Here is a 26,649-nt window from a genome sequence, read left to right as displayed (position 1 = left end):
CCCGCCGGGACCCCGCGGGCGGATCTGCCGGATTCTCGGAAACTTGGCGTCGGCGTGGGCGGTCGCGTGCCGCCCGGGTGGCATTCTGAGGAGTATGAACCACCCACTCACAGTTGAGCAGATCCGGCGGGCGCCGAAGGTCCTGCTGCACGACCACCTCGACGGCGGCCTGCGCCCGTCCACCGTCGTCGAACTGGCGCGGGAGGTCGGGTACACCGGTCTGCCCACGTACGACCCCGACGAGCTGGGCGTGTGGTTCCGCGAGGCCTCCGACTCCGGGTCCCTGGAGCGCTACCTGGAGACCTTCGCGCACACGACCGCCGTGATGCAGACGCGCGACGCGCTCGTGCGGGTGGCGGCCGAGGCGGCGGAGGACCTGGCCGCCGACGGCGTGGTCTACGCCGAGCAGCGCTACGCCCCCGAGCAGCACCTGTCCGCGGGGCTCACCCTGGAGGAGGTCGTCGAGGCCGTCCAGGAGGGGCTGGAACTGGGTGAGAAGCGCGCCGCCGACCAGGGACGCGGCATCCGCACCGGGCAGCTGGTCACCGCGATGCGGCACGCCGCGCGCTCGTCGGAGATCGCCGAGCTGGCCGTGCGCTACCGGGACGCCGGGGTGTCCGGCTTCGACATCGCGGGCGCCGAGGCGGGCAACCCGCCCACGCGTCACCTGGACGCGTTCGAGTACCTGCGCCGCGAGAACTTCCACTTCACCATCCACGCCGGTGAGGCGTTCGGGCTGCCGTCCATCTGGGAGGCCCTCCAGTGGTGCGGGTGCGACCGCCTGGGCCACGGCGTGCGCATCGTCGACGACGTCACCATGAACGAGAACGGCGTGCCGCGTCTGGGCCGCCTCGCGCAGTACGTGCGGGACAAGCGCGTGCCGCTGGAGATGTGCCCCAGCTCGAACGTCCAGACCGGGGCCGCCGAGTCCATCGCCGCGCACCCGATCCGGCTCCTGCACGACCTGCGGTTCCGGGTCACCGTGAACACCGACAACCGGCTCCAGAGCGGCGTGACGCTGTCGGAGGAGTTCGCCAAGCTCTCCGAGGCCTTCGACTACGGCTGGGACGACCTGGAGTGGTTCACGGTCAACGCCATGAAGTCGGCCTTCCTGCCCTTCGACGAGCGCTTGGCCCTGATCAACGGCGTCATCAAGCCCGGGTTCGCCCAGCTGAAGTGGGCGGCGCTCTGATGGACCGGCCCCAGTCCACCACGCACGCCTCGACCTCCTCGCGGGTCATGGCGTTGGTGTGGGTCGTCATCGCCGTCCTGCTGCTGGTCGACGTGCTGCTGCGCGGCGAGGGCCGTTCGGCGTGGGTGGCCTCCGCGGTGCTGGTGGCGAGCGTGGCCGGCGTCTACCTGGTGTGGCTGCGACCCCGCGTGGTCTCCACCGAGCGCGGGCTGCGGATGATCAACCCGCTGCGGGAGACCTTCGTGCCGTGGTCCGCGGTGGTGTGGGTGGACGTCACCGACGTGCTGCGCGTGCACACGCCGGGCGGGATCGTGCGGTCGTGGCCGTTGCGCGAGACGAAGCGCGCCAGGGTCCGCGAGAACCTGCGCCGCGATTCGGGGCTGGCGGACGCCGCCGACGACGACTCCGACCCCGCCGGGCAGCGCCCGGTCGACGTGGTGGCGCGGCAGCTGCGCCGGGACGCCGAACGGTACAAGGCGCGCCCCCTGAGCGGGCCGATCCGGGACGTCGGCGAGGCGGGACCGGCCGCGTTGGGCGCCGAGGACGCGCCGCAGACGATGGTGCCGGTCGAGGTGATCGTCGTCCTCGCGGTGACGGCGGTGTTCTTCGTGGGGGCGCTGGTGCTGGCCTGAGCGCCCTCGCCCCCCGAGCGTCGTCGCTCGGGGTATCGCCTGGTGGGACCCGGTCCCCGCGTCGTGCGGGGGCCGGGTCCCTTTCTCGTGTCACGGGGTTGACGCCGCCTCTCGCTTCTGGTTAGGTAAGGCATGCCTAAGGGAGAGCGCGCCGAGCGGACGGGCTTCGCGCGGATGGTCATCCGCTCGGTTCCTCCCCCTGGGCGTCGCGCGCGGTCCAACTGAATAACGGGAAGGTGTCCGGTTCGCGAGTCCAACGGGATCTGCGGGGATCCCGCGCGAACGGACACCGGGGAAGCACCGCCTCCGGCCGCACCACGGTCGGTACCGTCCACCCCAGGCCTCGGGGTGTACGCTCGCCACGCCGGTACCGGCCTCGCCCGGTGCGGCCGGAGGTGCCCCAGCCACACGACCTCGCGGGCTCGGCCCGCCGGTCCACGGGCTTCCCGGAGCGCGAGTCAGGAGGCGCCTCGGCACGTCGCGAGTCCAACGGGGTCTGCGGGGATCCCGCGCGACACCGAGGCCCGTCCAACCCTGACGCGAAGCGAGCCCGGCGGTCACCGCCGGGCTCATCGCGTGTTCGGGGTCGTTCGGAGGCCGGGATCAGGCCCGGTCGAGGACCCGATGCAGCAGTTCCCCCAGCCGCCGGGCCCGGTGCCTGACGATCTCCAGGGCCTGGTCGGACTCGAAGCGCTCCAGCACCGAGCCCACCGCGTCGTTGGTGATGATCGCCAGACCCAGCACCTCCGCCCCCATCTCCACGGCGGCGATGGTCTCCAGGGCGATCGACCGTCCCACCACGTCCGCGCCCGCCTGGCGGAGCAGGGCCAGTTCGGCGGGGGTCTGGAGCTGGGGGCCCACCGTGGAGACGTACACGCCCTCCGCCAGCGACGGGTCGACGTCGTGGATGATCTCCCGCAGCCGTGGGCTGTAGGCGTTCGACAGGTCGACGAACCTCGCCCCGGCCAGCGGTGAGCGCGCGGTCAGGTTGATGTGGTCGCGCACCACCACGGGCAGGCCCGGCGCGAAGTCGGCTCGCAGCGATCCGGCGGACCCGGTGAGGACGGCGAGCCTCGCTCCGGCGGACAGGCCGGTGCGCACGGCGTGCGTGGCGCGCATGGGGTCGTGGGTCTCGTACTCGTGGACGCGTCCCATGAACACGATCACCCGCTTGTCGCCCACCCACATGCTCCGGACCTTGCTGGAGTGTCCCTTGGCGGCGGGAGTGACGAAGCCGGGCAGTTCGGTGACGTCGAACTCGATGTCGGACGCGCCGAGCGTGTCGACCGCACCCGCCCAGCCGGAACCGAGCACCACCAGGGCGTCGAAGCTGTCGGCGCCGGCGCGGGACAACAGCTCCCGTGCCGCGTCGGCCGCGAGGTCCTTGGCTTCGTCCGTCGTCTGGGACGCCTGCTCTGTTTCGCTCACAAGTCGGATGCTACCGCTGTGTAGTCGGATTGTTCCGGAACGCAACGCAGTGTGTCCGTCGGGTGGAATGGGCGGGCGTCCGCCCCCGTGGAGAGGGGGATAGGGAGACGCACGGTGACGCGGGGAGCGCCCCGAGCCATCCCTCACAGCGTCCGTTTCGCACGCGTGCAGTGGTGTTCGTCCCATTCTCGGCGCCTGTGGGGCGGCGCACGGGTCGTGAGACGGGCCACGGCGCCGTCCGGGCCCCGGGGCCGGGGGCGCCTGCGGTTTCCTCCGGTCGGCATGGACGACAATGGGAACAAGCGAAAAACCTGGTGGTGCCCTGCCATGCCCGATTTTCGCCCCGGACCGGGAACGGGCGCGGCGGTCCAACCGAAGAGGGAGTGAAGCAGCGTGACGAAGGTCGTGATCATCGGTGGCGGACCCGGGGGCTATGAGGCGGCGCTGGTCGCGGCACAGCTCGGCGCGGACGTGACCGTCGTGGAACGCGACGGCATCGGCGGCGCCTGCGTCCTCACCGACTGCGTGCCCTCCAAGAGCCTCATCGCCACCTCCACGCGGACCACCTACGTACGCGAGGCGGACGCCCTCGGCATCAACGTCCCCGAGCTCCACGACGGCAAGGCCGAGGTGGAGGTCGACCCCGGCCGCATCAACCCCCGGATCAAGGCCCTCGCCCGCGCCCAGTCCGACGACACCCGCGCCCGTCTGGCCAAGGAGGGCGTGGACGTCCTCCTCGGCGAGGCGCGTCTGGTCGACCCGCACATCGTGGCCGTCGGCGACCGGCGGATCCGCGCCGACGTCATCCTCATCGCCACCGGCGCCCACCCCCGCGAACTGCCCAGCGCCAAACCCGACGGCGAGCGCATCCTCACCTGGCGGCACCTGTACGACCTCCACGAACTCCCCGAGAAGCTCATCGTCGTCGGCTCCGGCGTCACCGGCGCCGAGTTCGCCAGCGCCTACCAGTCCCTCGGTTCGGACGTCACCCTCGTCTCCTCGCGCGAGCACGTCATGCCCACCCAGGACGGCGACGCGGCCGAGGTGCTGGAGGACGTGTTCATGCGACGCGGCATGACCGTCCTCAGCCAGACGCGCGCCGAGTCGGTGGTGCGCACCGCCGACGGCGTCCGGGTCACCCTCACCGACGGCCGGACGGTCGACGGCAGCCACTGCCTGATGACGGTCGGCATGATCCCCAACACCGAGGGGCTCGGCCTGGAGGAGGCCGGTGTCCGGCTGGGGCAGGGCGGGTTCGTCGAGGTCGACCGGGTCTCCCGCACCACCGTGCCGGGCGTGTACGCGGCGGGCGACTGCACCGGCGTGAACATGTTGGCCTCCGTCGCCGCCATGCAGGGCCGGATCGCCATGTGGCACGCGCTCGGCGAGGCCGTCGCCCCGCTGAAGCTGTCCACGGTCGCCTCCACCGTGTTCACCCACCCGGAGCTCGCGGCGGTCGGCGCCAGCGAGGACGACGTGCGCAGCGGGCGCATCGACGGCCGGTCGGTGACGCTCCCGCTCAACACCAACCCGCGCGCCAAGATGAACGAGGTCAAGGAGGGCTTCGTCAAGCTGATCTGCCGCCAGCACACCGGCATCGTGCTCGGCGGCGTCATCGTCGGCCCGCGCGCCAGCGAGCTCATCCTGGCGGTGTCGGTCGCCGTCCAGCAGCGCCTGACCGTCGACGACCTCGCGCACACCTTCGCGGTGTACCCGTCGCTGTCGGGCAGCGTCACCGAGGCGGCGCGGTCGCTCATGCTCGCCTCGCCGGAGTAGGGACCCGCGGGGGGCGGGGAACGAGAGGGGGCGCGCCGGGCGTCGGGCCAAGGACGCCGACGGCGGCCCCCGGGGAACCGCGCGCGGGGAGATCGCCCCGTTTACACCGATCTCACGGTGCAGGCGGTAGTGTCTGGGGTGTGATCTGTCCCAAGTGCCAGAGCCCCATGCGTACCTACGACCGACAGGGCGTCCACATCGACCGGTGTGACGTCTGCCAGGGCGTCTTCCTGGACCGGGGTGAGCTGGAGAGCATCATCGCGGCCGAGCAGCGCCACTACGCGGCGCCGCCTCCGCCGGACCCGAGCGCGCCCCAGCCCGGTTACCAGCAGGCCCCGCCGCGCTCCTACCCCCAGGCTCCGCCGCCCGGATACCACCAGGGCGGCTACCCCGACTCCCCGCGCGGGTACGGCGGTTACCGCGACTCGCCGCGCGGCTACGGCGGCTACCGGGACTCTCCCAAGCCCTACCGCGGCCGCAGGAAGAGCTTCCTGGAAGAGCTGTTCGACTGAGCCGCGCGTGCATCCGCTGATCTGCACGCGCTGCGGAGAGCTGGACGAGGCCCCGGACACCAGCGCGGGCCCGTTCGTGCTGCGTTGTGCCTCCTGCGGTCAGACCCGGCCGTTCGCGCGCCTGCCGCTGTACTGCGTGTCGGGCCCCAGCGGCACCGGGAAGTCCACCATCGCCGGGATGCTGCTCGAACGGCTTCGCGACCGCTTCGTCGTACTCGAACAGGACCTGCTGTGGGTGGGCGGTCTGCGTGACCCCGCCGAGCACCACCGCCTGTTCCGCTCCACCTGGCTGCGCACCGCGGCCATGGTGCAGCAGAACGGGCGGCCGGTCGTGCTCTGCGGGACCGTGGTGCCTCCGGAGTTCGAGCCCCTCCCGGAGCGCGCACTGTTCTCCGACGTCCACTACCTCGCGCTGACCTGCGACCCCGACGTGCTCGCCGACCGGCTGCGCGCCCGCCCCGCCTGGCGGGAGTGGGACGAGGAGCGGATCGAGGAGACGCTCGACTTCGCCGCGTGGGTGGCGGGGGAGGGCCCCCGCCTCGACCCGCCGCTGACCCTCGTCGACACCACCGACGCCGAACCGGCCCAGACCGCCGACACGGTGTGCCGGTGGATCGAGGAGCTGCACGCGCGCTCCGGCACGGCGGCCTGACGGCGTCGCCGCCGCGCGGGACCCACGCACCGCGACGCCGACGGCCCCGGGCACGTGCCCGGGGCCGTCGGCGTTCGTGGGGTGCCGGCGCCCGTCGAGGGGCGCGGACCTCAGAAGTCGAAGCCGCCGAAGTCGCCTCCGCCGAAGTCCCCTCCGAAGTCGCCACCGCCGAAGTCGCCGCCACCGAGGTCACCGGCGTCGCCCATGTCACCGGCGCCCATCATGCCGCCGCCCAGCATCGACCCCATCATGGAGCCCATCATCATGCCGGTGAACATGCCCATCATCATGTCCATGCCGAAGTAGCCGCCGGCGTAGGGCGAGTAGGCCGGGCCCGCGTCGTAGTACGGGCGGCGCTCCCCGTTGACCTCGACGAGCCGCACGTCCGGCTGTCCGCCGGTCCGCACGGCCTGCGCGCACGCGGGACAGGCGGTGACCGACCGGGGCGAACCGCCGGGCGGGGCCCAGAGGACGTCCTCGGAGGACGGGCCGTGCTGCGGGTTGAAGAAGCAGGGGCCGCGCCGCTCGGGCACCGGATCGCCGTTCATCCGCGCCCGGGTCGCGCTCATGTAGTAGCGGCCGTCCTCCAGGGCGCTGGTGACCATGCGGACCTGGTCGGGCTCGGAGATGGTGTCGAGCAGGGACTTGGCCTGGTCGTAGGAGTCCATGGCCCGCGTGTAGTCGGCGCGGGTGGCCTCGTCGACGGCGGTGAGGTCGATCTCCAGGCGGGCGACGTCCTCACCGAGCCGGACGACGTCCTCGGTGGCCATCTGCCGGATCTCGGCGAGCTCCTTGGCCTTCTGGGCCGCGCGCTTCTTGCGGCTGTTGTAGACGAACCAGCCGCCCGCCGCGACGACGAGCACCAGGAGGGCGAGCAGGACGAGTGCGGAACCCGCGCCGCCACCGGAGGCGGCGCCGGACTCCACGCTCTCGGCGGCGTCGGGTACGGCCGTGAGCGTGTCGATCTGGTTCCCCGCGCCCTCGGAGAGCGCGATCTCCCGGATCGCCGCGGTGTCCTCGATGTTCGGGGACGTGACCAGGAAGGCGTCGGAACCGGCCAGGATGCCGTAGGCGCCGTCGCCGACCTCGGCCATCACGGGCTCCATGACGGCGTCCACGCCGGAGTTGGATCCGGCCGCCCCCGTCGGCAGGATCACGTAGTAGACGGGCACGTCGGACCCGGCCGCGGCCGCCTCCAGGGCGGCCTCGTCAGCCGCGGGGATCTGGTCGATGCTCGGGTCGATGAAGACACCGTCGCCTTCCAGCTCGTCGACGATGGCCTGGGTGTCGGGGAGTTCGGGTGCGGTGTCGGCCGCGGCGGGCATCGCCGAGGCGGTCACGACCGCCGCCGCGAGTCCGGCGGTCAGGACTGTGGGTGTTACCAAGCGGCGCAGCATGTCGTTCCTCTCGCCTCCGTCACTAGCAGGGACGAACGGGGTGTCCGCACAGTTCCCGCCGTGCCCACGGTCTCACCGTGTCCTTCGCCCCACAACGCGGCGCGGCCCGCCGGAACGTCTCCGGCGGGCCGCGGTGCGTCGCGGGGATGAGGGCTCAGGTCTTGGCGGCGGGCTCGGCGTCCCGCTCGACCGACTCGGCGGCCTCGTCCTCGACCTTCACCGTGAGGGGCCGGGCGGGCTCCTCGTCCAGGGGCACGAAGCCGCTGGAGCCGCGCGGGGCGTGGTAGCGCGCCACGTCGAGGATGCCCTCGCGCTTGGCGACGATCGCCGGGACGAACGCCTGACCGGCCACGTTGGTGGCGGTGCGGCCCATGTCCAGGATCGGGTCGACCGCCAGGAGCAGGCCGACGCCCTCCAGGGGCAGGCCCACCGTGGACAGGGTCAGGGTGAGCATCACGGTCGCGCCGGTGGTGCCCGCGGTCGCGGCGGAGCCGATCACCGAGACGAACACGATGAGCAGGTAGTCGGTGACGCCCAGGTCGATCCCGAAGAACTGGGCGACGAAGATCGCCGAGATCGCCGGGTAGATCGCGGCGCAGCCGTCCATCTTGGTGGTGGCGCCGAACGGGACGGCGAACGCGGAGTAGTGGCGCGGAACGCCGAGGTTCTGCTCGGCGACCCGCTGCGTGACGGGCAGGGTGCCCATCGACGAGCGGGAGACGAAGCCGAGCTGGACGGCGGGCCAGACGCCCGTGAAGTACTTGACCGGGGACAGGCCGTGCAGGCGGGCCAGCACCGGGTAGACGACGAACACCACCAGCGCCAGGCCGACGTAGACGGCCGCCGTGAACTTGCCGAGCGCGCCGATGGTGGTCCAGCCGTAGCTGTAGACCGCGTTGCCCAGGAGGCCGACGGTGCCGATCGGGGCGAGCCGGATGACCCACCACAGGGCCTTGAGCACCACGTCCAGGGCGGAGGCGGTGAAGTTGATGAACGGCTCGGCGGACTTGCCGACCTTCACCGCCGCGATGCCGAGGACCACGGCGATCACGATGAGCTGGAGGGCGTTGAACGACAGCGACGTGCTCAGCGAACCGTCGTCGGCCTGCGAGGTGCTCGCGGCCAGGCCGAGGAAGTTGGACGGGACGATGCTCTCGATGAACGCGATCCAGGAGCCGTGGGTGGTGGGCTCCGCGGCGGTCGACGCGTCCACACCGCTGTTCAGGCCGGGCCGGAAGAGCAGCCCGAGGGTGATGCCGATCGCGACGGCGACCAGCGCGGTGATCGCGAACCAGAGCAGCGTCTGCCCGGCGAGGCGGGCCGCGTTGGTGACGTTGCGCAGGTTGGCGATCGAGGAGATGACGGCCAGGACGATCAGCGGCGGGACGATCGTGCGCAGCAGCGTCACGAAGATCGAGCCGACGGTGTCCAGGGCGGTGGCGAGCCAGTTCGGGTCGCCGTCGCCCGTGGTGCCGAGCTGGAGGGCGACGACGCCGAGGGCGAGGCCGAGGACCAGACCGGCGAGGACCTGGACGGAGAAGGGGATACGTACGAACGGATTTCGCGAACGTGCGGTGGCACTCTGCGAGGACACGGAGGTGGCTCCAGAAGGATGGCGATGACAGCCGAGGACGCACGGCGGCACGGTCGGCGCCGCCGGGGTCGGCTACGGGGCGAGGAAGGGGGTGTCACCGGGAACGGGTGACACACGGGGCGGGTGTGCGGCGCGCGCCTCGACGGGCGCGCGTGAACCTAGCTACACGCGTGACAGCCGCGGCGGCACAGGTCGATGTGCCACCGTCGCGTCAGTCCCCAGATGTTCGTCACGATCAAGGACAATAACCCGTGCGCCTGACTTATTCCATACGTGTCATGGGATGAATCTTGCGTGGTTCCGTCCGGATCGTCCGATGCCCAGGGGCTCCGTCGCAGGGGGAGGCGGCGGGAGTGCGGCGAGGATCACGCCGGGCGGGAGGCCGCGCGGGCCGGTCTGTGGACAACGGCCCGCGAGACGGCGAAGGCGGCTACCGTGGGTGACGAGAGTGATCCGTCGACCTGAGGGGGCGTCGTGACCGTTCCACCCATGGCCGAGCAGCCCGACCCCGAACGATGCCGCCGTTGGACGGGTTCACCGCCGCCGACCTCGATCGTCTGCCCGGCCTTATCGACCTGACACGGCCCGAACGGTACTGAGCGACGGGGCGCCGAGGGGCGTCCGACGCGCTCCCCTCCCGGCACGACCCGAACGGTGCACAGCGGCCCCGACACACGCGGAGGGGAGGCACCGATCCCCCGGTACCTCCCCCCCTGCCGTGCGGGCGGCGCGCCCTACGCGTCCTTGATCTCGCAGACCACCGCGCCGTTGGCCACGGTCTCACCGGCGGCGAGCGTCAGCCCGGTCACCGTCCCGGACCTGTGCGCGTTCAGCGGCTGCTCCATCTTCATCGCCTCGATGACCACCACCGGGTCGCCCTCGGCGACCACCTGGCCCTCCTCGGCCACCAGCTTGACGACCGTGCCCTGCATCGGCGACACCAGCGCGTCCCCGCTGGCCGCGGCCGAACCGCCGCCGCCACGGCGCGCCGACCGCTTCTTCTTCGCGGCGCCCGCACCCGGGCCCGCCGCCGCGGCCGAACCCAGACCGGCGGGCAGCACCACGTCGATCCGCTTGCCGCCGACCTCCACGGTCACCGTCTCGCGCTCGACGGCCGCCGCCGTGCCCGGCTCGCCCGCCCACGGCTCGATCCGGTTGTCGAACTCGGTCTCGATCCACCGCGTGTACACCCTGAACGGCTGCTCCGCATCGGCCGGGGCGAACGCCGGATCGGCCACCACCGCCTGGTGGAACGGGATCACCGTCGGCATCCCGCCGACCGTGAACTCCGCCAGCGCCCGCTTCGAGCGCGCCAGCGCCTCCTGCCGGGTCCGCCCCGTCACGATCAGCTTGGCGACCATCGAGTCGAACGCCTGCGGCACCGTGAACCCAGCCTCGCACCCGGTGTCCACGCGCACGCCCGGACCGCCCGGCAGCGACAGTTCGGTGATCGTCCCCGGGGCGGGCATGAAGCCCCGTCCCGCGTCCTCGGCGTTGATCCGGAACTCGAACGAGTGGCCGCGGATCTCCGGGTCGCCGTACCCCAGTTCCTCGCCGTCGGCCACCCGGAACATCTCCCGCACCAGGTCGATGCCGGTGACCTCCTCGCTCACCGGGTGCTCCACCTGCAGACGGGTGTTGACCTCCAGGAACGAGATGGTCCCGTCGACGCCGACCAGGAACTCGCACGTCCCGGCGCCCACGTACCCGGCCTCCTTGAGGATGGCCTTGGAGGCGCTGTACAGCCGCTCCACCTGGTCCTCGGACAGGAACGGCGCCGGGGCCTCCTCCACCAGCTTCTGGTGGCGGCGCTGGAGCGAGCAGTCACGGGTGGAGACCACCACGACGTTGCCGTGGGAGTCGGCCAGGCACTGGGTCTCCACGTGGCGCGGCTTGTCCAGGTAGCGCTCGACGAAGCACTCGCCGCGCCCGAACGCGGTGACCGCCTCGCGCACGGCGGACTCGTAGGCGTCGGCCACCTCGTCCAGGGTGTGGGCGACCTTCAGCCCGCGCCCGCCGCCGCCGAACGCGGCCTTGATCGCGATGGGCAGGCCGTGCTCCTCGGCGAAGGCCACGACCTCCTCGGCGCCGGAGACCGGATCGGGGGTGCCGGCGACCAGCGGCGCGCCGACCTTCTGCGCGATGTGGCGGGCCTGGACCTTGTCGCCCAGGGCGGTAATCGCCGACGGGGGCGGGCCGATCCAGGTCAGCCCGGCGTCGATGACCGCCTGGGCGAACTCGGCGTTCTCGGCCAGGAACCCGTATCCGGGGTGGACGGCGTCGGCGCCGGAGGCGGCGGCCACGGCCAGGAGCTTGGCGATGTCGAGGTAGGAGTCGGCGGGGGTCGAACCACCGAGGGAGTGGGCTTCGTCGGCGATCTTGACGTGCAGCGCGTCCAGGTCGGGCTCGGCGTACACGGCGACGCTGGCCAGTCCGGCGTCGCGGCAGGCGCGGGCGACGCGCACGGCGATCTCGCCGCGGTTGGCGATCAGAACTTTACGCACGGTGGGAAATCCTCCTGCTGTGGCACGGAGCTGGAGAGCGCCGTCCGCTCAACGGAAAGTCTATGAATCGGGGCGACGAGGTCACCTCATGCTGAGGCGCCAGGCGCCGGGGCCGGGTCGGGGCGGCACCTGCGCACGCAGGTTCCGCGCGCGGTCCCGCCACCCGGAGACCGGTTCCGTCGCTTCGGCGGCGTCGGTGGCGCGTCGGGCCGCACGCGCGCTGAGCACGGCGGCGAGGGCCGCGAGCTCCTCGTCGGAGGGGGCGCCGCGGACCACGACCACGTGCGGCGGTGTCGTCGGTTCGTTCACAGCGGGATATTCCCGTGCTTCTTGGGCGGAAGCTGCTTGCGCTTGTTCCGCAGGGACCTGAGGGCCTTGGTGATCTGGTCGCGGGTCTCGGACGGCAGGATGACCCCGTCCACGTAGCCGCGTTCGGCCGCCGAGTAGGGGTTGAGGAGCGTGTCCTCGTACTCCGCGACCAGCCGCGTGCGCTCGGCCTCGACGTCCTCGGACTCGGCCAGGGTGCGGCGGTGCAGGATGTTCACCGCGCCCTGGGCGCCCATGACGGCGATCTGCGCGGTGGGCCAGGCCAGGTTGACGTCGGCGCCCAGGTGCTTGGAGCCCATGACGTCGTAGGCGCCGCCGAACGCCTTGCGGGTGATCACGGTGATCAGCGGGACGGTGGCCTCGGCGTAGGCGTAGAGCAGCTTGGCGCCGCGCCGGATGATGCCGTCCCACTCCTGGTCGGTGCCGGGCAGGAAGCCGGGCACGTCGACGAAGGTCAGGACCGGGATGTTGAAGGCGTCGCAGGTGCGCACGAAGCGCGCGGCCTTCTCGGAGGCGTCGATGTCGAGGCAGCCCGCGAAGCTCATGGGCTGGTTGGCGACCACCCCCACGGAGCGGCCGTCGACGCGGCCGTAGCCCACCACGATGTTGGTGGCGAACTGGGCGTGCACCTCCAGGAAGTCGCCGTCGTCGAGGACCGCCTCGACGACCTGCTTCATCTCGTAGGGCTGGTTGGCCGAGTCCGGGATGAACGTGTCCAGCGCCAGGTCGGTGTCGGTGAGCTCGGGGCCCGGGTCGTCCTCGGGAGGCAGGATCGGCGCCTCCTCCAGGTTGTTGTCGGGCAGGTAGCCGAGCAGGGTGCGCACGTAGTCGATCGCGTCGTGCTCGTCCGCGCCCATGTAGTGGGCCACACCCGACTTGGTGTTGTGGGTGCGGGCGCCGCCCAGCTCCTCCATCGACACGTCCTCGCCGGTGACCGTCTTGATGACGTCGGGGCCGGTGATGAACATCTGGGAGGTCTCGTCGACCATGACGACGAAGTCCGTGAGGGCGGGGGAGTACACGTGGCCGCCCGCCGCGGCGCCCATGACGAGCGAGATCTGCGGGATGACACCGGAGGCGTGGGTGTTGCGCTTGAAGATCTCCGCGTACAGGCCCAGCGAGACCACACCCTCCTGGATGCGCGCGCCGCCGCCCTCGTTGATGCCCACGACGGGGCACCCGTTGGTGAGGGCGTGGTCGAGGACCTTGGTGATCTTCTCGCCGTAGACCTCGCCGAGGGAGCCGCCGAAGACGGTGACGTCCTGGCTGAAGACGGCGACGGGACGCCCGTCGACCGTCCCGTGGCCGGTGACGACGCCGTCGCCGTAGGGGCGGTTGCGCTCCAGGCCGAAGCTGGTCGAGCGGTGTCGCGCCAGGGCGTCGAACTCCACGAACGAGCCCGGGTCGAGCAGGGCGTCGATCCGTTCGCGCGCGGTCATCTTGCCCTTGGCGTGCTGCTTCTCCACGGCTCGCTCGGAACCGGCGTGCACCGCCTCGTACCGGCGTCGTTGCAGGTCGGCGAGCTTTCCAGCGGTGGTGTGGATGTCGATCTCAGCCGCGGACGGTGGTTCTGGGGCTTGGGTGGCCATAGCACCTCAGGTTAGTCGTGTGGACGTCCAAGTATCGGAGGCGGCCCTGGGTTACTCGCGGGTAGGGGTGAGGGGGTGCACAGGGGCGCGGGGCCCGGTGCGGGGCCGGAACGGGGCGGACTCCCGGAATTCGCGCGTGATCGAATGTGAATTTATCGCCGCCGCACACAATTGTTAACGCACTGGCAAAACCGACGAAATCCACCCCCCGAACGCATCCGAGCAGGCAGGACCTCTGTAGTCTCGGCCCCATGACAGCGGTTAGCGCAGAACGCGACAGTGCCCGGCAGGAAGTTCCCGAGCAACTCCGGAATGACGTCAAACTGCTCGGCGAGATGCTCGGAACGGTCCTGGCCGAAAGCGGCGGCGAGGACCTTCTCGCCGACGTGGAGAAGCTCCGGCACGCCGTGATCGGCGCACGTGACGGGGCGGTCTCCACCGACGAGATCACCGCGATCGTGTCCGCGTGGCCCCTGGAGCGGGCCAAGCAGGTGGCGCGCGCCTTCACCGTCTACTTCCACCTGGCCAACCTGGCCGAGGAGCACCAGCGGATGCGCGCCCTGCGCGAGCGCGACGACGCCGCCAACCCGCCCCGCGAGTCCCTGGCCGCCGCCGTGCGCGCCATCCGGGAGACCGACGGGGGCGAGGAACGCCTCAACGAGCTCGTCGCGGGCATGGAGTTCCACCCCGTGCTCACCGCGCACCCGACCGAGGCCCGCCGACGCGCCGTGTCGACGTCCATCCTGCGGATCAGCGCCCAGCTGGACGCCTGGCACGCCGCCCACGAGGGCAGCAGCGCGGCGGCCGAGGCGCACCGGCGCCTGCTGGAGGAGATCGACCTGCTCTGGCGCACCTCCCAGCTGCGCTACACCAAGCTCGACCCGCTCGACGAGGTGCGCACCGCGCTCGCCGCGTTCGACGAGACGATCTTCCAGGTCATCCCGCAGGTGTACCGGACCCTGGACGCGGCGGTCGACCCCGGGGGAACGGGGGTGCGCGCCCCCCGCGCGACGCCGTTCGTCCGCTACGGCAGCTGGATCGGCGGCGACCGCGACGGCAACCCCTTCGTCACGCACGAGGTGACGCGCGAGGCCATGCGCATCCAGTCCGAGCACGTGCTGCGCGGTCTGGAGAACGCCTGCGACCAGGTCGCCCGCACCCTCACCGCCTACTCCAACCTCACCCCCGCCAGCCCCGCCCTCCTGGACGCGATCTCGGCCGCCAAGGCGGGACACCCCGCCCTCCTGGGCGAGATCACCGGGCGCTCGCCCAACGAGCCGCACCGCCAGTTCCTGCTGCTGTGCGCCGCGCGGCTGCGCGCGACCCGCGAGCGCGACGCGGACCTGGCCTACGCCACCGCCGACGACTTCCTCGCCGACCTGCGCGTGGTCCAGGACTCGCTGGTCGCGGCCGGTGCGGTCCGGCAGGCCTACGGCGAGCTCCAGCACCTGATCTGGCAGGCGCAGACCTTCGGGTTCCACTTGGCCGAGCTGGAGATCCGCCAGCACAGCGAGGTGCACGCCGCCGCCCTGGCCGAGCTGCGCGCCGGTGAGCGGCCGTCCGAGCGCACCGAGGAGGTGCTGGCGACCCTGCGGGTGATCTCCTGGATCCAGGAGCGTTTCGGGGTGGAGGCCTGCCGCCGCTACATCGTCAGCTTCACGCGCTCGGCCGAGGACGTCGCGGCCGTCTACGAGCTCGCGAGCTACGCGCTGCCCGCCGACCGGGTGCCCGTCCTGGACGTCATCCCGCTGTTCGAGACCGGCGCCGACCTGGACGCCTCGCCCGGAGTCCTCGACGGCATGCTGGAGCTGCCGGGGGTCCAGCGCCGCCTGGAGGAGTCCGGTCGGCGGGTCGAGGTCATGCTCGGCTACAGCGACTCGGCCAAGGACGTCGGCCCGGTCAGCGCCACGCTGCGGCTGTACGACGCCCAGGCCCGACTGGCCGCGTGGGCGCGTGAGCACGACGTCCGGTTGACCCTCTTCCACGGCCGGGGCGGGTCCCTGGGCCGCGGCGGCGGCCCGGCCAGCCGGGCGCTGCTCGCGCAGGCGCCGGGTTCGGTGGGCGGCCGGTTCAAGGTGACCGAGCAGGGCGAGGTCATCTTCGCCCGCTACGGCCAGCCCGCGATCGCCCGCCGCCACGTCGAGCAGGTGGGCCACGCGATCCTCATGGCCTCGACCGACGCCGTCCAGGAGCGCGAGCGCTCGGCCGCCGAGCGGTTCCGCCCGTTCGCGGACACGATCGCGGCGGCGGCCCAGGAGACGTACCTGGAGCTGATCAACACCGAGGGCTTCGCGGTGTGGTTCTCCCAGGTCAGCCCGCTGGAGGAGCTGGGGGAGCTGCGGCTGGGCTCGCGCCCGTCGCGGCGCGGCGCGGCCAAGGGGCTGGGCGACCTGCGGGCGATCCCGTGGGTGTTCGCGTGGACGCAGACCCGCGTGAACCTGCCCGGCTGGTACGGCCTGGGCACCGGCCTGGCGGCCGTGGAGGACGTCTCGGTGCTCCAGGAGGCCTACCGCGAGTGGCCGATGTTCGCGTCGCTGCTGGACAACGCGGAGATGAGCCTGGCCAAGACCGACCGCACGATCGCCGAGCGCTACCTGGCGCTGGGCGGGCGGCCGGAGCTGAGCGAGCGGGTGCTGGCCGAGTACGACCGCACGCGCGAGCTGGTCCTCAAGGTGACGGGGCACAGCCGTCTGCTGGAGAACCGCGCGGTGCTCTCGCGCGCGGTGGACCTGCGCAACCCGTACGTGGACGCGCTGTCGCACCTCCAGCTGCGGGCCCTGGAGGCACTGCGGGGCGAGGAGGCCGACTCCCTGTCCGAGCAGGACCAGCAGCACCTGGAGCGCCTGCTGCTGCTGTCGGTCAACGGCGTGGCGGCCGGGCTCCAGAACACCGGCTGACCCGGACGGACGCGACGCGCCCCCGTGCCCGGGAAGGGCACGGGGGCACGGTCGACGCGACCTGCCAGCGGGAGGAGGGGACGCCCGTCGGGATTCCGACGCTGCTGTAATGGGCGTATGACCGACGACGACGTCCTCCGCCCGCCGCTCGACCCGGCCGCGCTCAACGCCGCCCTGGTGCGCCCCGGAGGGATGTGGCGCGGCGTCGACGTGCTCCCGGCCGTGGGCTCCACCAACACCGAACTCCTCGCGCGCGCCAAGGCCGGTGCGCCGCACGGCAGCGTGCTGGCCACCGAGCACCAGACCGCCGGGCGCGGCCGTCTCGGGCGCGAGTTCACCACGCCCGACCGCGCCGCGCTCACCTTCTCCGTCCTGCTGCGCATCACCGTCCCCGCCGACACCCTCGGCTGGCTGTCGATGCTCATGGGCGTGGCCGCCGTCGGCGCGGTCCGCCGGGTGTGCGGGGTCCGGGCCGCGCTGAAGTGGCCCAACGACGTCATCGTCCCCGCCGAGCTGCGTGCCGAGGGCGCGACCGGGGACGGCAAGCTGGCGGGCATCCTCTCCGAGGCGGACTTCTCCGACCCGGACGCCCCGGCCGTCGTGGTCGGCATGGGAGTGAACGTCTCCCAGACACGCGCGGAACTTCCCGTGGACACCGCGGTCTCCCTGCGGGGGGAGGGCGCCACCGACACGGACCGCTCCGCGCTGCTCGGCGCCGTCCTGGGCGGCTTCGAGGAGCTGTACACCGTGTGGTCGGCCGCCGACGGGGACGCCGAGGCCAGCGGACTCGCCGACGCCTACCGGGACATGTGCGTGACCGTGGGGCGGCGGGTACGCGTCCACCTGCCCGGCGACGCGCTGATCGAGGGCGCCGCGACCGCCGTCGACCGCCACGCCCGGCTCGTGGTGGACGCGCCGGGCGGAACCCGGGCGCTCAGCGCGGGCGACGTCGTCCACGTGCGCCCCGGCGCCTGACCGTTCCCCACGCCGGTTCGGGAACGCGACGGGGCCGCGGAACGTTGTCGGTTGCGTCCGCGTCCGAACGGGGGAGGCCGTGCCTTCCCGCCTCCGGGCGCGGTCCCGGGGCCGACGACGGCCCTCGCCGCGGGCTGACCTCGCGCACCTGGTCCGTCACCGACGGTCAGGTACCGGGCCTGGCCGTCCGGGACCCCGGGCGTAAGCTGGAGGGGAACCTCCGGAACGAACCCGGGCGCCGCGCGCCGCGCGGTGCCGCACCGTCGGCCCAGTGACGAAGTGCTGGTTCCCCGTGTAGGCGGGGATGGTCTGAGAGAGAACGTATGCCGTCGCGTCCCGACCCGAAAGCGATCGAGTCCGCCCTGCTCGGCGGCGAACCGGTCTACACCAGGGAACAGGCGGTCGAGCTCTCCGGAGCCGACGCCGAACTCGCGGGCCGCGTCTGGCGTGCCCTGGGCTTCCCCGCACAGGGCGACGGCGACCCGGTCTTCGCCGAGAGCGACGTCGAGGCCCTGCGCATCGCCCACTCGCTGCTGGAGGAGGGCGTCCTGGACGAGGAGGGCGTCGTCCGCTTCGCCCGCGCCATGGGGCAGACCATGGCCCGCCTCGCCGACTGGCAGACGAGCATCCTCAGCACGCTCATCTTCAAGGACGGCGACGAGGCCGCGGCCAGTCCGCTGATGAACCGGGTCAAGGAGCTCCTGCCCGACGTCGAGCGGCTCCTGCTGCACATCTGGCGGCGCCAGCTGGCCGCCTCCACCGCACGCACCCTGGCGGTGATGTCCAACAACAGCGACATCGTCCCCAACTACTACCCGCTCATCGTCGGCTTCGCGGACCTGGTCTCCTTCACCACGCTCAGCCGTGAGCTGGACGAGGTCGAGCTGGCCGAGGTGGTCGAGGGGTTCGAGGCCACCGCGGCCGACATCGTCGCCTCCGGCGGCGGCCGGGTGGTCAAGACCCTCGGCGACGAGGTGCTCTACGTCGCCGACTCCCCGCGTGAGGCCGCCGAGATCGCGCTGCGCCTGGCCTCCGGCGTCAAGACCCACGTGGAGGTCCCCGACGTCCGGGTCGGCGTCGCCTACGGGCCCGTCCTCACCCTGCACGGGGACGTGTTCGGCACGACCGTCAACCGCTCCAGCCGCCTGACCTCCTTCGCCCGCCCCGGCACCGTCCTCATCGACGACAGCCTCGCCGAGAGCCTCGCGGGCGAGGACGGGCTCCAGGTGGTGAAGGTACGGGCCCGCCACGCGCACGGCCTCGGCCTCATCCAGCCCTACACCCTGCGGCGCGACTTCGAGCCCGGCGGGCACTGACCCGCGTTCGGCGGTAAGCCGTGTGTGCCGGGGGATTCGGGGGATAGGCTCATAGCGCCGGACCCGCCCGCGACACGTACAGGTGGTGAGCCTTGTCGAGTGCCCCTCCCCCCGTGGAGAGACTCCGCACCTCGGGCGTCTTCAGCCTGGAGGGCAGCGAGTTCGACGTCGAGAACAACGTGTGGATCGTCGGGGACGCCGACTCCGCGATCGTCGTCGACGCCGCCCACGACCACGAGCGCATCGCCTGGGGTCTGGGCGACCGCGAGCTCATGGCGATCGTGTGCACCCACGGGCACAGCGACCACGTCAACGCGGCCGTCGCCCTGGCCGACCTCACCGACACCCCGATCCTGCTGCACCCCGACGACGCCGAGCTCTGGCACCACGTCCACCCGAACCGCGAGCCGGACGCCCCGCTCCTGCACGGGGAGACCCTCGTCGCCGGGGGCGTGGAGCTGAAGGTCCTGCACACCCCGGGTCACACCCCCGGCGGGGTCTGCCTGTACGCGCCGGAGATCGGCACGCTGTTCAGTGGGGACACGCTGTTCCCCGGCGGGCCGGGCGCCACGGGGCAGCCGTTCTCGGACTTCCCGACGATCATCGCCAGCATCCGCGACCACCTGGTCGACCTGCCGCCGGAGACCGTCGTCCACCCCGGGCACGGCGAGTCGACCACCATCGCCGAGGCCGCCGCGCACCTGGAGGAGTGGGCCGCCCGGGGCTTCTGACGCCGGGAGAACCCGTGGCGCGGGGCGTCGGCCCCGGCGGGCGCGTCCCCGTTCGGACGGCGCCCCGGGGCGGGAACGATCCGTCGTGCGAACCGGTCGTAGCGGTGGAAACCGACGTGATCTATTGCACTCGGTGCATCGGTGCACTGGAGTGCAATTAACTCCTAATGTGACCTCATGGCCACCACCCGAACCTCCACCACCGACCGCCGCGAAGCGCTCAAGGCCCGGCACCGACGCGCGATCATCAACGCCGCCGCCGAGCTCATCGACGAACGGCGAGGGCCGACCTTCACCGTCGACGAACTGGCGGAACGGGCTGACGTGGCCAGGCGGACCGTGTTCAACCACTTCGCGTCCCTGGACGACGTCGTCATGGAGGTGTGCGGCGAGGCCGTCAGCGACCTGGTCGACACCTTCCGCCGCAGCCTGGAGGCGCGCGCGGAGAGTGGCGCGGGGTCGATGGCGGACCAGTTCACCGACGCCCTGCACGAGACCGACCTCCTCTCCACCATCACCTACCTGACCGGGATCCTCGGCGTCCGCAAACGGGCCACGTCGGCCCGGGAGCTGGTCCTCGTCGACCGGGTGATGAACGAGTTCAGCGTCTCCCTGGCGGAGACCCTGGAGAGCCACCACACCGACGTCGACCCCTTCGACGTGCACGTGCTGGTCGCCTCGTCCATCGCCGGGCTCATGGCCGTCCTCCACCACTGGGACAGGGCCACGGGCGGGGTCGACACGCCCGAATCCCGGCGGGTGTGGAACGACCTCCAGGAACGCCTCTTCACCACCCTGCGCGACGGGTTCGGCCGTATCCCCGCCGACCCCTCCTGACCCACCGCCCCCACCACACGACCGGAAGATCACCATGGCAGAACTGCTCCACCGACTCGGTCGCGGCGCCGCCAGACGCGCGCGCACCGTGATCATCCTGTGGTTGGCCGCTCTCATGGCCGCCGCCGGCGCCTACGCGCTCTTCGCCGGAGAGCTGGAGGAGACCTTCTCACTCCCCGGAACCCCGACCACCGAGGTCAGCGACCGCCTCGCCGACGAGTTCTCCGGCCTGGGCGGCGGAACGGGCACCATCGTCCTGCGCACACAGGACGGCGAGCCCTTCACCGACGGCCAACGCTCCGACATCCTCGACCGCATTGACGAGGCCGCGGCGGTCGACGGCGTCGACTCCGTCAACGACCCGTTCGCGATCGAGGCGCAGCGCGACGCGCAGCGGGAGGAGATCGACGCGGGACGCGCCGAGATCACCGGCGGCCGCGAGGAGATCGAAGCCGGGCTGGACGGGCTGGCGGCCGCCCGTGCGCAGGCGGAGGAGGCGGGGACGCTCGACCTCGTCGCCCCCGAGGTCGACCCGCAGATCGAGGAGCTGGAGGGCCGCCTCGCCGAACTGGACGCGGGCGAGGAGAGCCTGGACCAGGGCGACCGCCTGCTGGAGCTGTCCGACGCGATCCGCGTGGTCTCCGAGGACGGCGCGACCGCGCTGGTCACGGTGGCGTTCACCGAGGAGCAGAACGAGATCACCCCGGAGACCAAGGGCGCCGTCACTGCGGCCTTCGAGGAGATCCCCGGCATCGACAGCGACTTCGGCACCGACATCGCCATGACGCCCCCCGAGATCTTCGGCGTCGGTGAGGCGGTCGGCCTCGCCGTGGCCGCGGTCGTCCTCGTGGTCATGCTGGGCACCCTGATCGGCGCCGGACTGCCGCTCGTGCAGGCGCTCGTCGGCGTGCTCGTGGCGGTGCTCGGCGCGCTGGCGCTGTCGGACCTGGTGGCCATGTCGTCGGTGACGCCGATCCTGGGCACGATGCTCGGCCTGGCCGTCGGGATCGACTACGCGCTGTTCATCATCCACCGGCACCGCCGCCAGCTGCGGCAGGGCCTGGACGTGAGGGAGTCGATCGCCCTCGCCAACGGCACGGCGGGCAACGCCGTGGTGTTCGCGGGCGCCACCGTGCTCGTGGCTCTGCTCGGACTCAACCTGACCGGGATCGACTTCCTGGGAATGATGGGGAACGTCGGCGCCATCGCCGTCACGGTCGCGGTGCTCGTGGCGGTGACCCTCACCCCCGCGCTGCTGGCGCTGGTGGGCGAGCGCATCCTGTCCCGCCGGGAGCGGGCCGAGCGGGGGACGGCTCCCGCCGGGGACGGCGACGACGCCCCCGCGCGCCCGATGAGCACCCTGGGAGCCGTCGTCCGGGTCGTGCTGGTGACCGCCGCGCTGCTGGTCGTCGCCGTGCCCGCCCTCGACCTGCGCCTGGGGCTCCCGGACGGATCGACCGAGGCGCACGACTCCACCCAGTACCGCGCCTACGCGGCCGTGGACCAGGCGTTCGGGGCGGGGGCCAACGGGCCGCTCGTCGTCGTGGCGGACCTGCCGGGTTCGGAGACCGACGAGGAGGCCGTCGCGCGGCAGCTGGACGTCGCCGAGGCGATCGCCGAGCGGGACGCGGTGGAGGCGGTCGCGCCGGTCGCGCTGTCCGACGACCGGACCGTGGGCGTGTTCCAGGTCGTGCCGGTCGAGGGGCCGTCGAGCGAGTCGACCGAGGCGCTCGTCCACGAGCTGCGCGGACTGGACCCGTTCGACGACGGCGCGGAGTTGGGCGTGGCCGGAACGGCCAGCGGCAACATCGACGTCTCCGACAAGCTCAGCGACGCCCTGCCCGGCTACCTCGCGGTGGTCGTCGGGTTCTCGCTGGTCATCCTGCTCGTGGTGTTCCGCTCGCTGCTGGTGCCGGTGGTGGCCACGCTCGGCTTCGTGCTCTCCTTCGCCGCCGCCCTCGGCGGCGTGGTGGCCATCTACCAGTGGGGGTGGCTGGGCGCCGTGTTCGGCGTCGAGTCCCCCGGGCCGGTGCTGAGCTTCCTGCCGACGATCATGGTGGGCATCCTGTTCGGGCTGGCGATGGACTACATGCTGTTCCTGGGCTCCGGCATGCGCGAGGCGTACGTCCACGGGGCCCCGGCCCGGGTGGCGGTCCAGAGGGGGTTGATCGCCGGACGCGCCGTCGTCACGGCGGCCGCGGTCATCATGATCTCGGTGTTCGCGGGGTTCATGTTCTCCCACACCGCCATGATCCGGCCGGTGGGCTTCGCCCTGGCGTTCGGTGTCCTGGTGGACGCGTTCGCGGTGCGGCTGACGCTGATCCCCGCGCTCTTGCACCTGGCCGGTGACAAGGCGTGGTGGCTGCCGCGGTGGCTGGACCGGATCCTGCCGGACGTCGACGTGGAGGGGGCCCGCCTGGAGCGGGTGCACACGCCGGGCTCCGAGCGGGGCGAGGAGGCCCCCGAGCCGGTGGGCACCGCGGCCGGCGGGTAGCCGAAGGCTCCGCCGATCCCGCCCCGTCGACGCGGCCGTCCGCGTCGGCGGGGCGGTCCTCGACCCGGCCTCCGGCACCGGTGTCCGACGCCGGCGTGCGCGCGTTCGGTGCGGACTTCTGGGCGGACTTCCGCGCCAACCCCCCGCTCAGAGGTGCGATCGGTCCGTGACCGACGAGGACGGCCCGGCCATGGCGCTCCGGATGGTTTCCATGAGGTCTTCCCAGGGGGGAAGGCGGGATGCGCCGGGGGCGTCGTGGTCGTACACGAGCGTGACGGCGGGGATTCCCCGGAGGGTGTGGAGCGACCGTCGGAACGCCGGGTGCGAGGCGAGTTGCGGTTTGCACTGGGGGACGACGATGGTCGGCACGCCGTAGCCGACCATTTCGCACAGGAGCCCGATCGCGAAGTTGTCGGCATGGCCGTCGGCGAACTTGTTCACGCTGTTGAAGGTGAGCGGGCACGCCACGACGAGGTCGGGGGGTGGAAGGCTCCTGCCGGTGCCGGGCATCCGGTACTCGACCCGGACGGGCTCGCCGGTCAGTCTCTCCAGCTCGTCGAGGTCGTGGAACCTCGTGCCGACGGGGGTGGACAGGCACACCGCCGTGTAGCCGTCGCGCTGCAGTCGCCGCACGAGATCGGGCACGCCTTCGGGAGCGGAAGCGCCGGAGACGACGAGGTAGAGGGTCTTCGCCATGGGGGAAGTGTAGGTGTCGGGGCTCCGACGCCTGGAGGGCGCACCGAAAGCGAAGGGGACCCGGGTGACGTCGGTGAGCCGAACGAGCCCTAGGCGTCCTGTCCTGAGGGCGGATGCCGGAGCACGCCGCGCAGGCACACGCCGACGACCGTGTCCGCGAGCGCGGTCAGGTCCACGCCCGGGTCCATCAGCCACTGCACCAGGCATCCCTCGATCGCGCCGACGACCACCGTCGCCTCCGCCTCGCCCGCGCCGGGGAGGGCGTCTCCCTCGGCGTCGGCCTCCCGGAGCAGGTCGGTGACCACCCGGCGGTACTCGCCGTAGACCCCGGCCATGTCCAGGGCCGGGGCCGCCGTGCTTCCGCCGTGGCGGCCCGCCGCCCACAGGTCCACGATCACCCGGGTCAGATCGGGCTCGTCGGCGAGCATGGCGAGCGCGGCGCGCACCAGCGCCTCCAGCCGTTCGGCCGCGGGCCGTCCGGGCTCGCCCGCGAGGCGCAGGACCCGGGCGGAGCGCTCCCCGAGCTGGTCGAACGCCGCGGACAGGAGGGCGTCCCTGCTGTCGAAGTACAGGTAGACGCTGCCCTTGCCAATCCCCGCCGCCGCCGCGACGTCCTCGATCCGGGTCGAGGCGAACCCGTGTTCGGCGAACAGACGCATCGCGACGGCGAGGATGTGCTCACGCCGTGCCGCGCGGTCGACTTTCCTCGGCGCCATGGGCTCCCTCCCTCATCGCCCCCGCTCCCGTTTCGGGAAGCATATGGCCCAGCAGGAGCTTGACGAGCATCACCGGTGCCAGCCAGGTCAGCGCCGCGGGCACGGGCAGCCACAGCAGCGCCGTGGCCGTGCCCGTCACCGTGAAGGCGAAGGCGAGCGGGCGGCGCGGAGTGGGTGGTGCGAGGGCGACCGCGACCGCCCCGGTCAGGGTGAACAGGTACAGGGCCGTGACCGTCCACCAGTCCAGTCCGGGCACGACCAACGCCAACAGGAAGGGCTGGACGTGGACGGCCACGAAACCCAGATGATGGCGTCGGCCGCGCTCCGGCGCGTGGTAGCGGCGCTTGGCGGCGCTGGTGGAGGTGGCCACGGCTCCGCCGAAGAAGTCGAAGGCGACGATGCCGATCACCACGATGGCCAGGGTCGGCAGGCCCGCGGCCCAGGCTCCGCTCACCGCCAGGGCGGCTCCGGCGCAGGCCGTGACCAGGGTCGAGGCGACCTCGCCGGGGGAGGGAGCCGTGCCCACCAACGCCGACGCGGTCCACCGCCATGCGCGCGTGAGGGGCGCGGGGCGACGTGGCGTGGGCGGACGTGTGTCGGAAGGGCTCGCGGTGGAGGCCGGGCCGGGCTGTTCGGCCATGGAGGATCACGCTCCTGGGTACTGTGCCGATAAATGACTGACTGGTCAGTCATATTGCCAACCAGAGTCCGACCGCGTCAAGCGGGGTCGCCGTCGCGGGGGCGGTGGTTCCGAGTGGTCGCCGCTCGCGCCTCCGGTCGCCCGTCGCGGCTCGCCCCTCGGAGTCAGTGCGGTTCCTCAGGGTTCAGCGTTCGCCCGCTTCGAGGGTTCGCCGCCTCCCGCCCGTCATCTGATCCAAAGGCATAAGTGCGTTTAATTCGGACGAAGTGGATAGTTCTGGCGAGGCGAAGAAATGGGGTCTCTGTTTATAGGAGTATGCTCTGAGCTGGCCTGATGTGGGGAAGAGTGAAGTTCTTCTGGCCCAGTTCCCAGAAAGGTGCGCCTCCGCTCGCCGCGTGCCCTAGTCTTCTCTCCAAACCCACAACTCCATACGACGAAGACCCCGCGACGCTAGCAAGCGCCCGGGGTCGTGGTCAGCAACTCACGATCTTTAAGCAAAGGATTGCCGACATGGCTCAGTTTAGCCGTGCGGTCCTCAGGTCTGCCCTGGAGACCCTCAAGACCCTCCTCGCCCCCGCGTGCGGCCGCCACTCGGCCCGCCACCGCTCCACCCGCGTCCGCCGCTACGCCCCGCTTCCGACTCCCGAGCAGGTCAGCGCGCTGCCCGCGGTGCCGGAACCGACTGTTTCCGGACCCCGCCTCGCCCCGCCCACCGAGCACGTGCCCGCCGACAAGGTCGCGCTCGTGCGCCCCTACTACGTGGCCTTCGACCGGGAACTCGCCTACGCCCAGGCCCACCCCGCCCGCCGTCTGCGCGCCCGCACCACCCGGCCGACCATCGCCGTCGCACCCACCACCACACGCGCGAGCGCCTACACGCCCAGGCACGCCGCCCCGCGGGTCCCCGCCCCGCGCCCGACCCCGGACAGCGACCTGCTCGCGGCCCCGATGACACGGATGGCCGGTGAGTTCGACGAACTCGCGCACCTGGTGCGCACCTGGCAGCGCCTGCGCAGCGAGGTGGTCGCGTGAACACCACCGTGATGAAACAGCCCCGGTCCCTCGTGTTCTGGGAGCCCCGCGGCTATCGGGGGGAACTCTCCGGACTCGCCCAGGTCCGGGTCGACCTCGCCCGCGACCTGGCCGGATTCGCCCCCGACCTGGTCGACACCCTCCAGCTCTGCGCCAGCGAGCCGCACGCCGACTGCGCCGAGTACACCGACCCCGACCGACGGTACGGCGAGGTCATCCGGGGCCTGTGCCTGTCGGACGAGGCCACCGTGCCGATGCGGTTCAGCGACTCGGGCGGCGGCGCCCCCCACGGGCCGGTCCGGAAAAACTGTGGCGCGGGCCAGGCACCGCTGCGTAGTGTCGCCAGCCGTCGGAGGACAGCCGAGAGGGGACACGCGATGACCATGCCGCGCAAGGGCACCCGGCGGATCACGGTGGACGGCGTCGCCTACCGGTGGCGAGTCACGAGGAGCCTCGACTACTGGCTCCAGGATGGCGCGGTCGTGGTGGAACGGGCCGACTGCCGGGGACGCCTCCTGGTGGTGACCCTGCTGGCCGGCCCGGGGCTGCCGATCACCCCCGGGCAGGTGGCCGCGGCGATCCACGAGGCCGGGGTCCGGGGATGGGCATCGGACGTGCCCGGTGCCCCGTTCCGCCACCGGGGGTGACCCGCCGGTCCCCTCCCGGAACCGCGGGGCGGGGAGGGGACCGGCTCGGCGACGGCCGTCAGCGG

General features: G+C 72.2%; 22 protein-coding genes. 13 read left to right on the top strand and 9 right to left on the bottom strand.

Features of this window, described 5'->3' with window-relative positions; genetic code table 11:
* Positions 1–94 precede the first annotated feature (94 nt).
* Positions 95–1,192: an adenosine deaminase gene (locus AB0I72_RS01490; RefSeq protein ID WP_358561456.1), complete on the top strand. Its 1,098-nt coding sequence runs from the start codon at positions 95–97 to the stop codon at positions 1,190–1,192.
* Positions 1,192–1,824, top strand: coding sequence for a PH domain-containing protein (locus AB0I72_RS01485; protein WP_358561453.1), 633 nt, complete (start codon positions 1,192–1,194; stop codon positions 1,822–1,824). The genes AB0I72_RS01490 and AB0I72_RS01485 overlap by 1 nt, the downstream gene beginning before the upstream one ends.
* Positions 1,825–2,427: 603 nt before the next feature.
* On the opposite strand, the gene AB0I72_RS01480 is transcribed toward AB0I72_RS01485, so the two are convergent.
* The gene (locus AB0I72_RS01480) at positions 2,428–3,252 is read right to left on the bottom strand and encodes a purine-nucleoside phosphorylase (RefSeq protein WP_358561450.1); all 825 of its coding nucleotides are present in this window, start codon (positions 3,250–3,252) and stop codon (positions 2,428–2,430) included.
* A 393-nt stretch (positions 3,253–3,645) separates the two neighbouring features.
* On the opposite strand from AB0I72_RS01480, the gene AB0I72_RS01475 reads away from it, so the two are divergent.
* The 3 genes from AB0I72_RS01475 to AB0I72_RS01465 all read left to right on the top strand — a co-directional run bounded on the left by AB0I72_RS01475 (position 3,646) and on the right by AB0I72_RS01465 (position 6,192).
* Positions 3,646–5,028 carry an NAD(P)H-quinone dehydrogenase gene (locus AB0I72_RS01475; protein WP_358561447.1) on the top strand — a complete coding sequence of 461 codons (1,383 nt, stop codon included), beginning with the start codon at positions 3,646–3,648 and terminating at the stop codon, positions 5,026–5,028.
* 140 nt (positions 5,029–5,168) lie between these two features.
* Positions 5,169–5,540, top strand: a complete 372-nt coding sequence (locus AB0I72_RS01470) for a zf-TFIIB domain-containing protein (protein WP_358561444.1) — start codon at positions 5,169–5,171, stop codon at positions 5,538–5,540.
* 7 nt (positions 5,541–5,547) lie between these two features.
* The gene (locus AB0I72_RS01465) at positions 5,548–6,192 is read left to right on the top strand and encodes an AAA family ATPase (protein ID WP_358561441.1); all 645 of its coding nucleotides are present in this window, start codon (positions 5,548–5,550) and stop codon (positions 6,190–6,192) included.
* 110 nt (positions 6,193–6,302) lie between these two features.
* Here the strand turns inward: AB0I72_RS01465 and AB0I72_RS01460 are convergent, their stop codons facing one another.
* From AB0I72_RS01460 to AB0I72_RS01440, 5 genes are all read right to left on the bottom strand, one after another.
* Entirely contained in the window at positions 6,303–7,589 is a 1,287-nt protein-coding gene (locus AB0I72_RS01460; RefSeq protein ID WP_358561438.1) for a chemotaxis protein CheA, read from the bottom strand.
* A gap of 154 nt (positions 7,590–7,743) precedes the next feature.
* On the bottom strand, positions 7,744–9,183 hold the full coding sequence (locus AB0I72_RS01455) for a dicarboxylate/amino acid:cation symporter (protein WP_358561435.1): 1,440 nt from the start codon (positions 9,181–9,183) through the stop codon (positions 7,744–7,746).
* Positions 9,184–9,917: 734 nt separating this feature from the next.
* Positions 9,918–11,687 (bottom strand): biotin carboxylase N-terminal domain-containing protein, encoded by a 1,770-nt coding sequence (locus AB0I72_RS01450; protein WP_358561433.1) that lies wholly within the window; start codon positions 11,685–11,687, stop codon positions 9,918–9,920.
* 81 nt (positions 11,688–11,768) lie between these two features.
* Complete coding sequence (locus AB0I72_RS01445) at positions 11,769–11,996, bottom strand: acyl-CoA carboxylase epsilon subunit (RefSeq protein WP_358561430.1); 228 nt, start codon at positions 11,994–11,996, stop codon at positions 11,769–11,771.
* Entirely contained in the window at positions 11,993–13,603 is a 1,611-nt protein-coding gene (locus AB0I72_RS01440) for an acyl-CoA carboxylase subunit beta (RefSeq protein WP_358561427.1), read from the bottom strand. Before AB0I72_RS01440 ends, AB0I72_RS01445 begins: the two co-directional genes overlap by 4 nt.
* Positions 13,604–13,854: 251 nt before the next feature.
* Here AB0I72_RS01440 and AB0I72_RS01435 point away from each other — a divergent pair, with 251 nt between their 5' ends.
* The 6 genes from AB0I72_RS01435 to AB0I72_RS01410 all read left to right on the top strand — a co-directional run bounded on the left by AB0I72_RS01435 (position 13,855) and on the right by AB0I72_RS01410 (position 22,853).
* The gene (locus AB0I72_RS01435) at positions 13,855–16,500 is read left to right on the top strand and encodes a phosphoenolpyruvate carboxylase (protein ID WP_358561424.1); all 2,646 of its coding nucleotides are present in this window, start codon (positions 13,855–13,857) and stop codon (positions 16,498–16,500) included.
* A 117-nt stretch (positions 16,501–16,617) separates the two neighbouring features.
* A complete protein-coding gene (locus tag AB0I72_RS01430; RefSeq protein ID WP_358561421.1) occupies positions 16,618–17,475 on the top strand; it encodes a biotin--[acetyl-CoA-carboxylase] ligase in 858 nt (285 codons plus the stop codon).
* Between the two features lie 323 nt (positions 17,476–17,798).
* Positions 17,799–18,791, top strand: a complete 993-nt coding sequence (locus AB0I72_RS01425) for an adenylate/guanylate cyclase domain-containing protein (protein WP_358561418.1) — start codon at positions 17,799–17,801, stop codon at positions 18,789–18,791.
* 113 nt (positions 18,792–18,904) lie between these two features.
* Positions 18,905–19,522, top strand: a complete 618-nt coding sequence (locus tag AB0I72_RS01420; protein ID WP_358561415.1) for an MBL fold metallo-hydrolase — start codon at positions 18,905–18,907, stop codon at positions 19,520–19,522.
* 177 nt (positions 19,523–19,699) lie between these two features.
* A complete protein-coding gene (locus tag AB0I72_RS01415) occupies positions 19,700–20,359 on the top strand; it encodes a TetR/AcrR family transcriptional regulator (protein ID WP_358561413.1) in 660 nt (219 codons plus the stop codon).
* 34 nt (positions 20,360–20,393) lie between these two features.
* The gene (locus tag AB0I72_RS01410; protein WP_358561410.1) at positions 20,394–22,853 is read left to right on the top strand and encodes an MMPL family transporter; all 2,460 of its coding nucleotides are present in this window, start codon (positions 20,394–20,396) and stop codon (positions 22,851–22,853) included.
* A 147-nt stretch (positions 22,854–23,000) separates the two neighbouring features.
* Here AB0I72_RS01410 and AB0I72_RS01405 read toward each other — a convergent pair whose 3' ends face one another.
* From AB0I72_RS01405 to AB0I72_RS01395, 3 genes are all read right to left on the bottom strand, one after another.
* Positions 23,001–23,549 (bottom strand): flavoprotein, encoded by a 549-nt coding sequence (locus tag AB0I72_RS01405; RefSeq protein WP_358561407.1) that lies wholly within the window; start codon positions 23,547–23,549, stop codon positions 23,001–23,003.
* Positions 23,550–23,638: 89 nt separating this feature from the next.
* Positions 23,639–24,265 (bottom strand): TetR/AcrR family transcriptional regulator, encoded by a 627-nt coding sequence (locus tag AB0I72_RS01400; protein WP_358561404.1) that lies wholly within the window; start codon positions 24,263–24,265, stop codon positions 23,639–23,641.
* A complete protein-coding gene (locus tag AB0I72_RS01395) occupies positions 24,228–24,905 on the bottom strand; it encodes a hypothetical protein (protein WP_358561401.1) in 678 nt (225 codons plus the stop codon). The genes AB0I72_RS01400 and AB0I72_RS01395 overlap by 38 nt, the downstream gene beginning before the upstream one ends.
* A 510-nt stretch (positions 24,906–25,415) precedes the next feature.
* Between AB0I72_RS01395 and AB0I72_RS01390 the strand changes: the two genes are divergently transcribed.
* Entirely contained in the window at positions 25,416–25,937 is a 522-nt protein-coding gene (locus AB0I72_RS01390) for a hypothetical protein (protein ID WP_358561398.1), read from the top strand.
* A complete protein-coding gene (locus AB0I72_RS01385) occupies positions 25,934–26,584 on the top strand; it encodes a hypothetical protein (protein WP_358561395.1) in 651 nt (216 codons plus the stop codon). Before AB0I72_RS01390 ends, AB0I72_RS01385 begins: the two co-directional genes overlap by 4 nt.
* Positions 26,585–26,649 lie beyond the last annotated feature (65 nt).

This window comes from Nocardiopsis sp. NPDC049922 (genome assembly GCF_040660275.1).
GTDB lineage: Bacteria > Actinomycetota > Actinomycetes > Streptosporangiales > Streptosporangiaceae > Nocardiopsis.
This window is presented reverse-complemented; position numbering and strand designations above follow the sequence as displayed.

Coding starts and splice junctions, on each gene's coding strand:
- AB0I72_RS01490 (WP_358561456.1), top strand. CDS start 95: ATGAACCACCCACTCACAGTTGAGCAGATCCGGCGGGCGCCGAAGGTC.
- AB0I72_RS01485 (WP_358561453.1), top strand. CDS start 1,192: ATGGACCGGCCCCAGTCCACCACGCACGCCTCGACCTCCTCGCGGGTC.
- AB0I72_RS01460 (WP_358561438.1), bottom strand. CDS start 7,589: ATGCTGCGCCGCTTGGTAACACCCACAGTCCTGACCGCCGGACTCGCG.
- AB0I72_RS01440 (WP_358561427.1), bottom strand. CDS start 13,603: ATGGCCACCCAAGCCCCAGAACCACCGTCCGCGGCTGAGATCGACATC.
- AB0I72_RS01435 (WP_358561424.1), top strand. CDS start 13,855: ATGACAGCGGTTAGCGCAGAACGCGACAGTGCCCGGCAGGAAGTTCCC.
- AB0I72_RS01430 (WP_358561421.1), top strand. CDS start 16,618: ATGACCGACGACGACGTCCTCCGCCCGCCGCTCGACCCGGCCGCGCTC.
- AB0I72_RS01425 (WP_358561418.1), top strand. CDS start 17,799: ATGCCGTCGCGTCCCGACCCGAAAGCGATCGAGTCCGCCCTGCTCGGC.
- AB0I72_RS01415 (WP_358561413.1), top strand. CDS start 19,700: ATGGCCACCACCCGAACCTCCACCACCGACCGCCGCGAAGCGCTCAAG.
- AB0I72_RS01410 (WP_358561410.1), top strand. CDS start 20,394: ATGGCAGAACTGCTCCACCGACTCGGTCGCGGCGCCGCCAGACGCGCG.
- AB0I72_RS01405 (WP_358561407.1), bottom strand. CDS start 23,549: ATGGCGAAGACCCTCTACCTCGTCGTCTCCGGCGCTTCCGCTCCCGAA.
- AB0I72_RS01400 (WP_358561404.1), bottom strand. CDS start 24,265: ATGGCGCCGAGGAAAGTCGACCGCGCGGCACGGCGTGAGCACATCCTC.
- AB0I72_RS01395 (WP_358561401.1), bottom strand. CDS start 24,905: ATGGCCGAACAGCCCGGCCCGGCCTCCACCGCGAGCCCTTCCGACACA.
- AB0I72_RS01390 (WP_358561398.1), top strand. CDS start 25,416: ATGGCTCAGTTTAGCCGTGCGGTCCTCAGGTCTGCCCTGGAGACCCTC.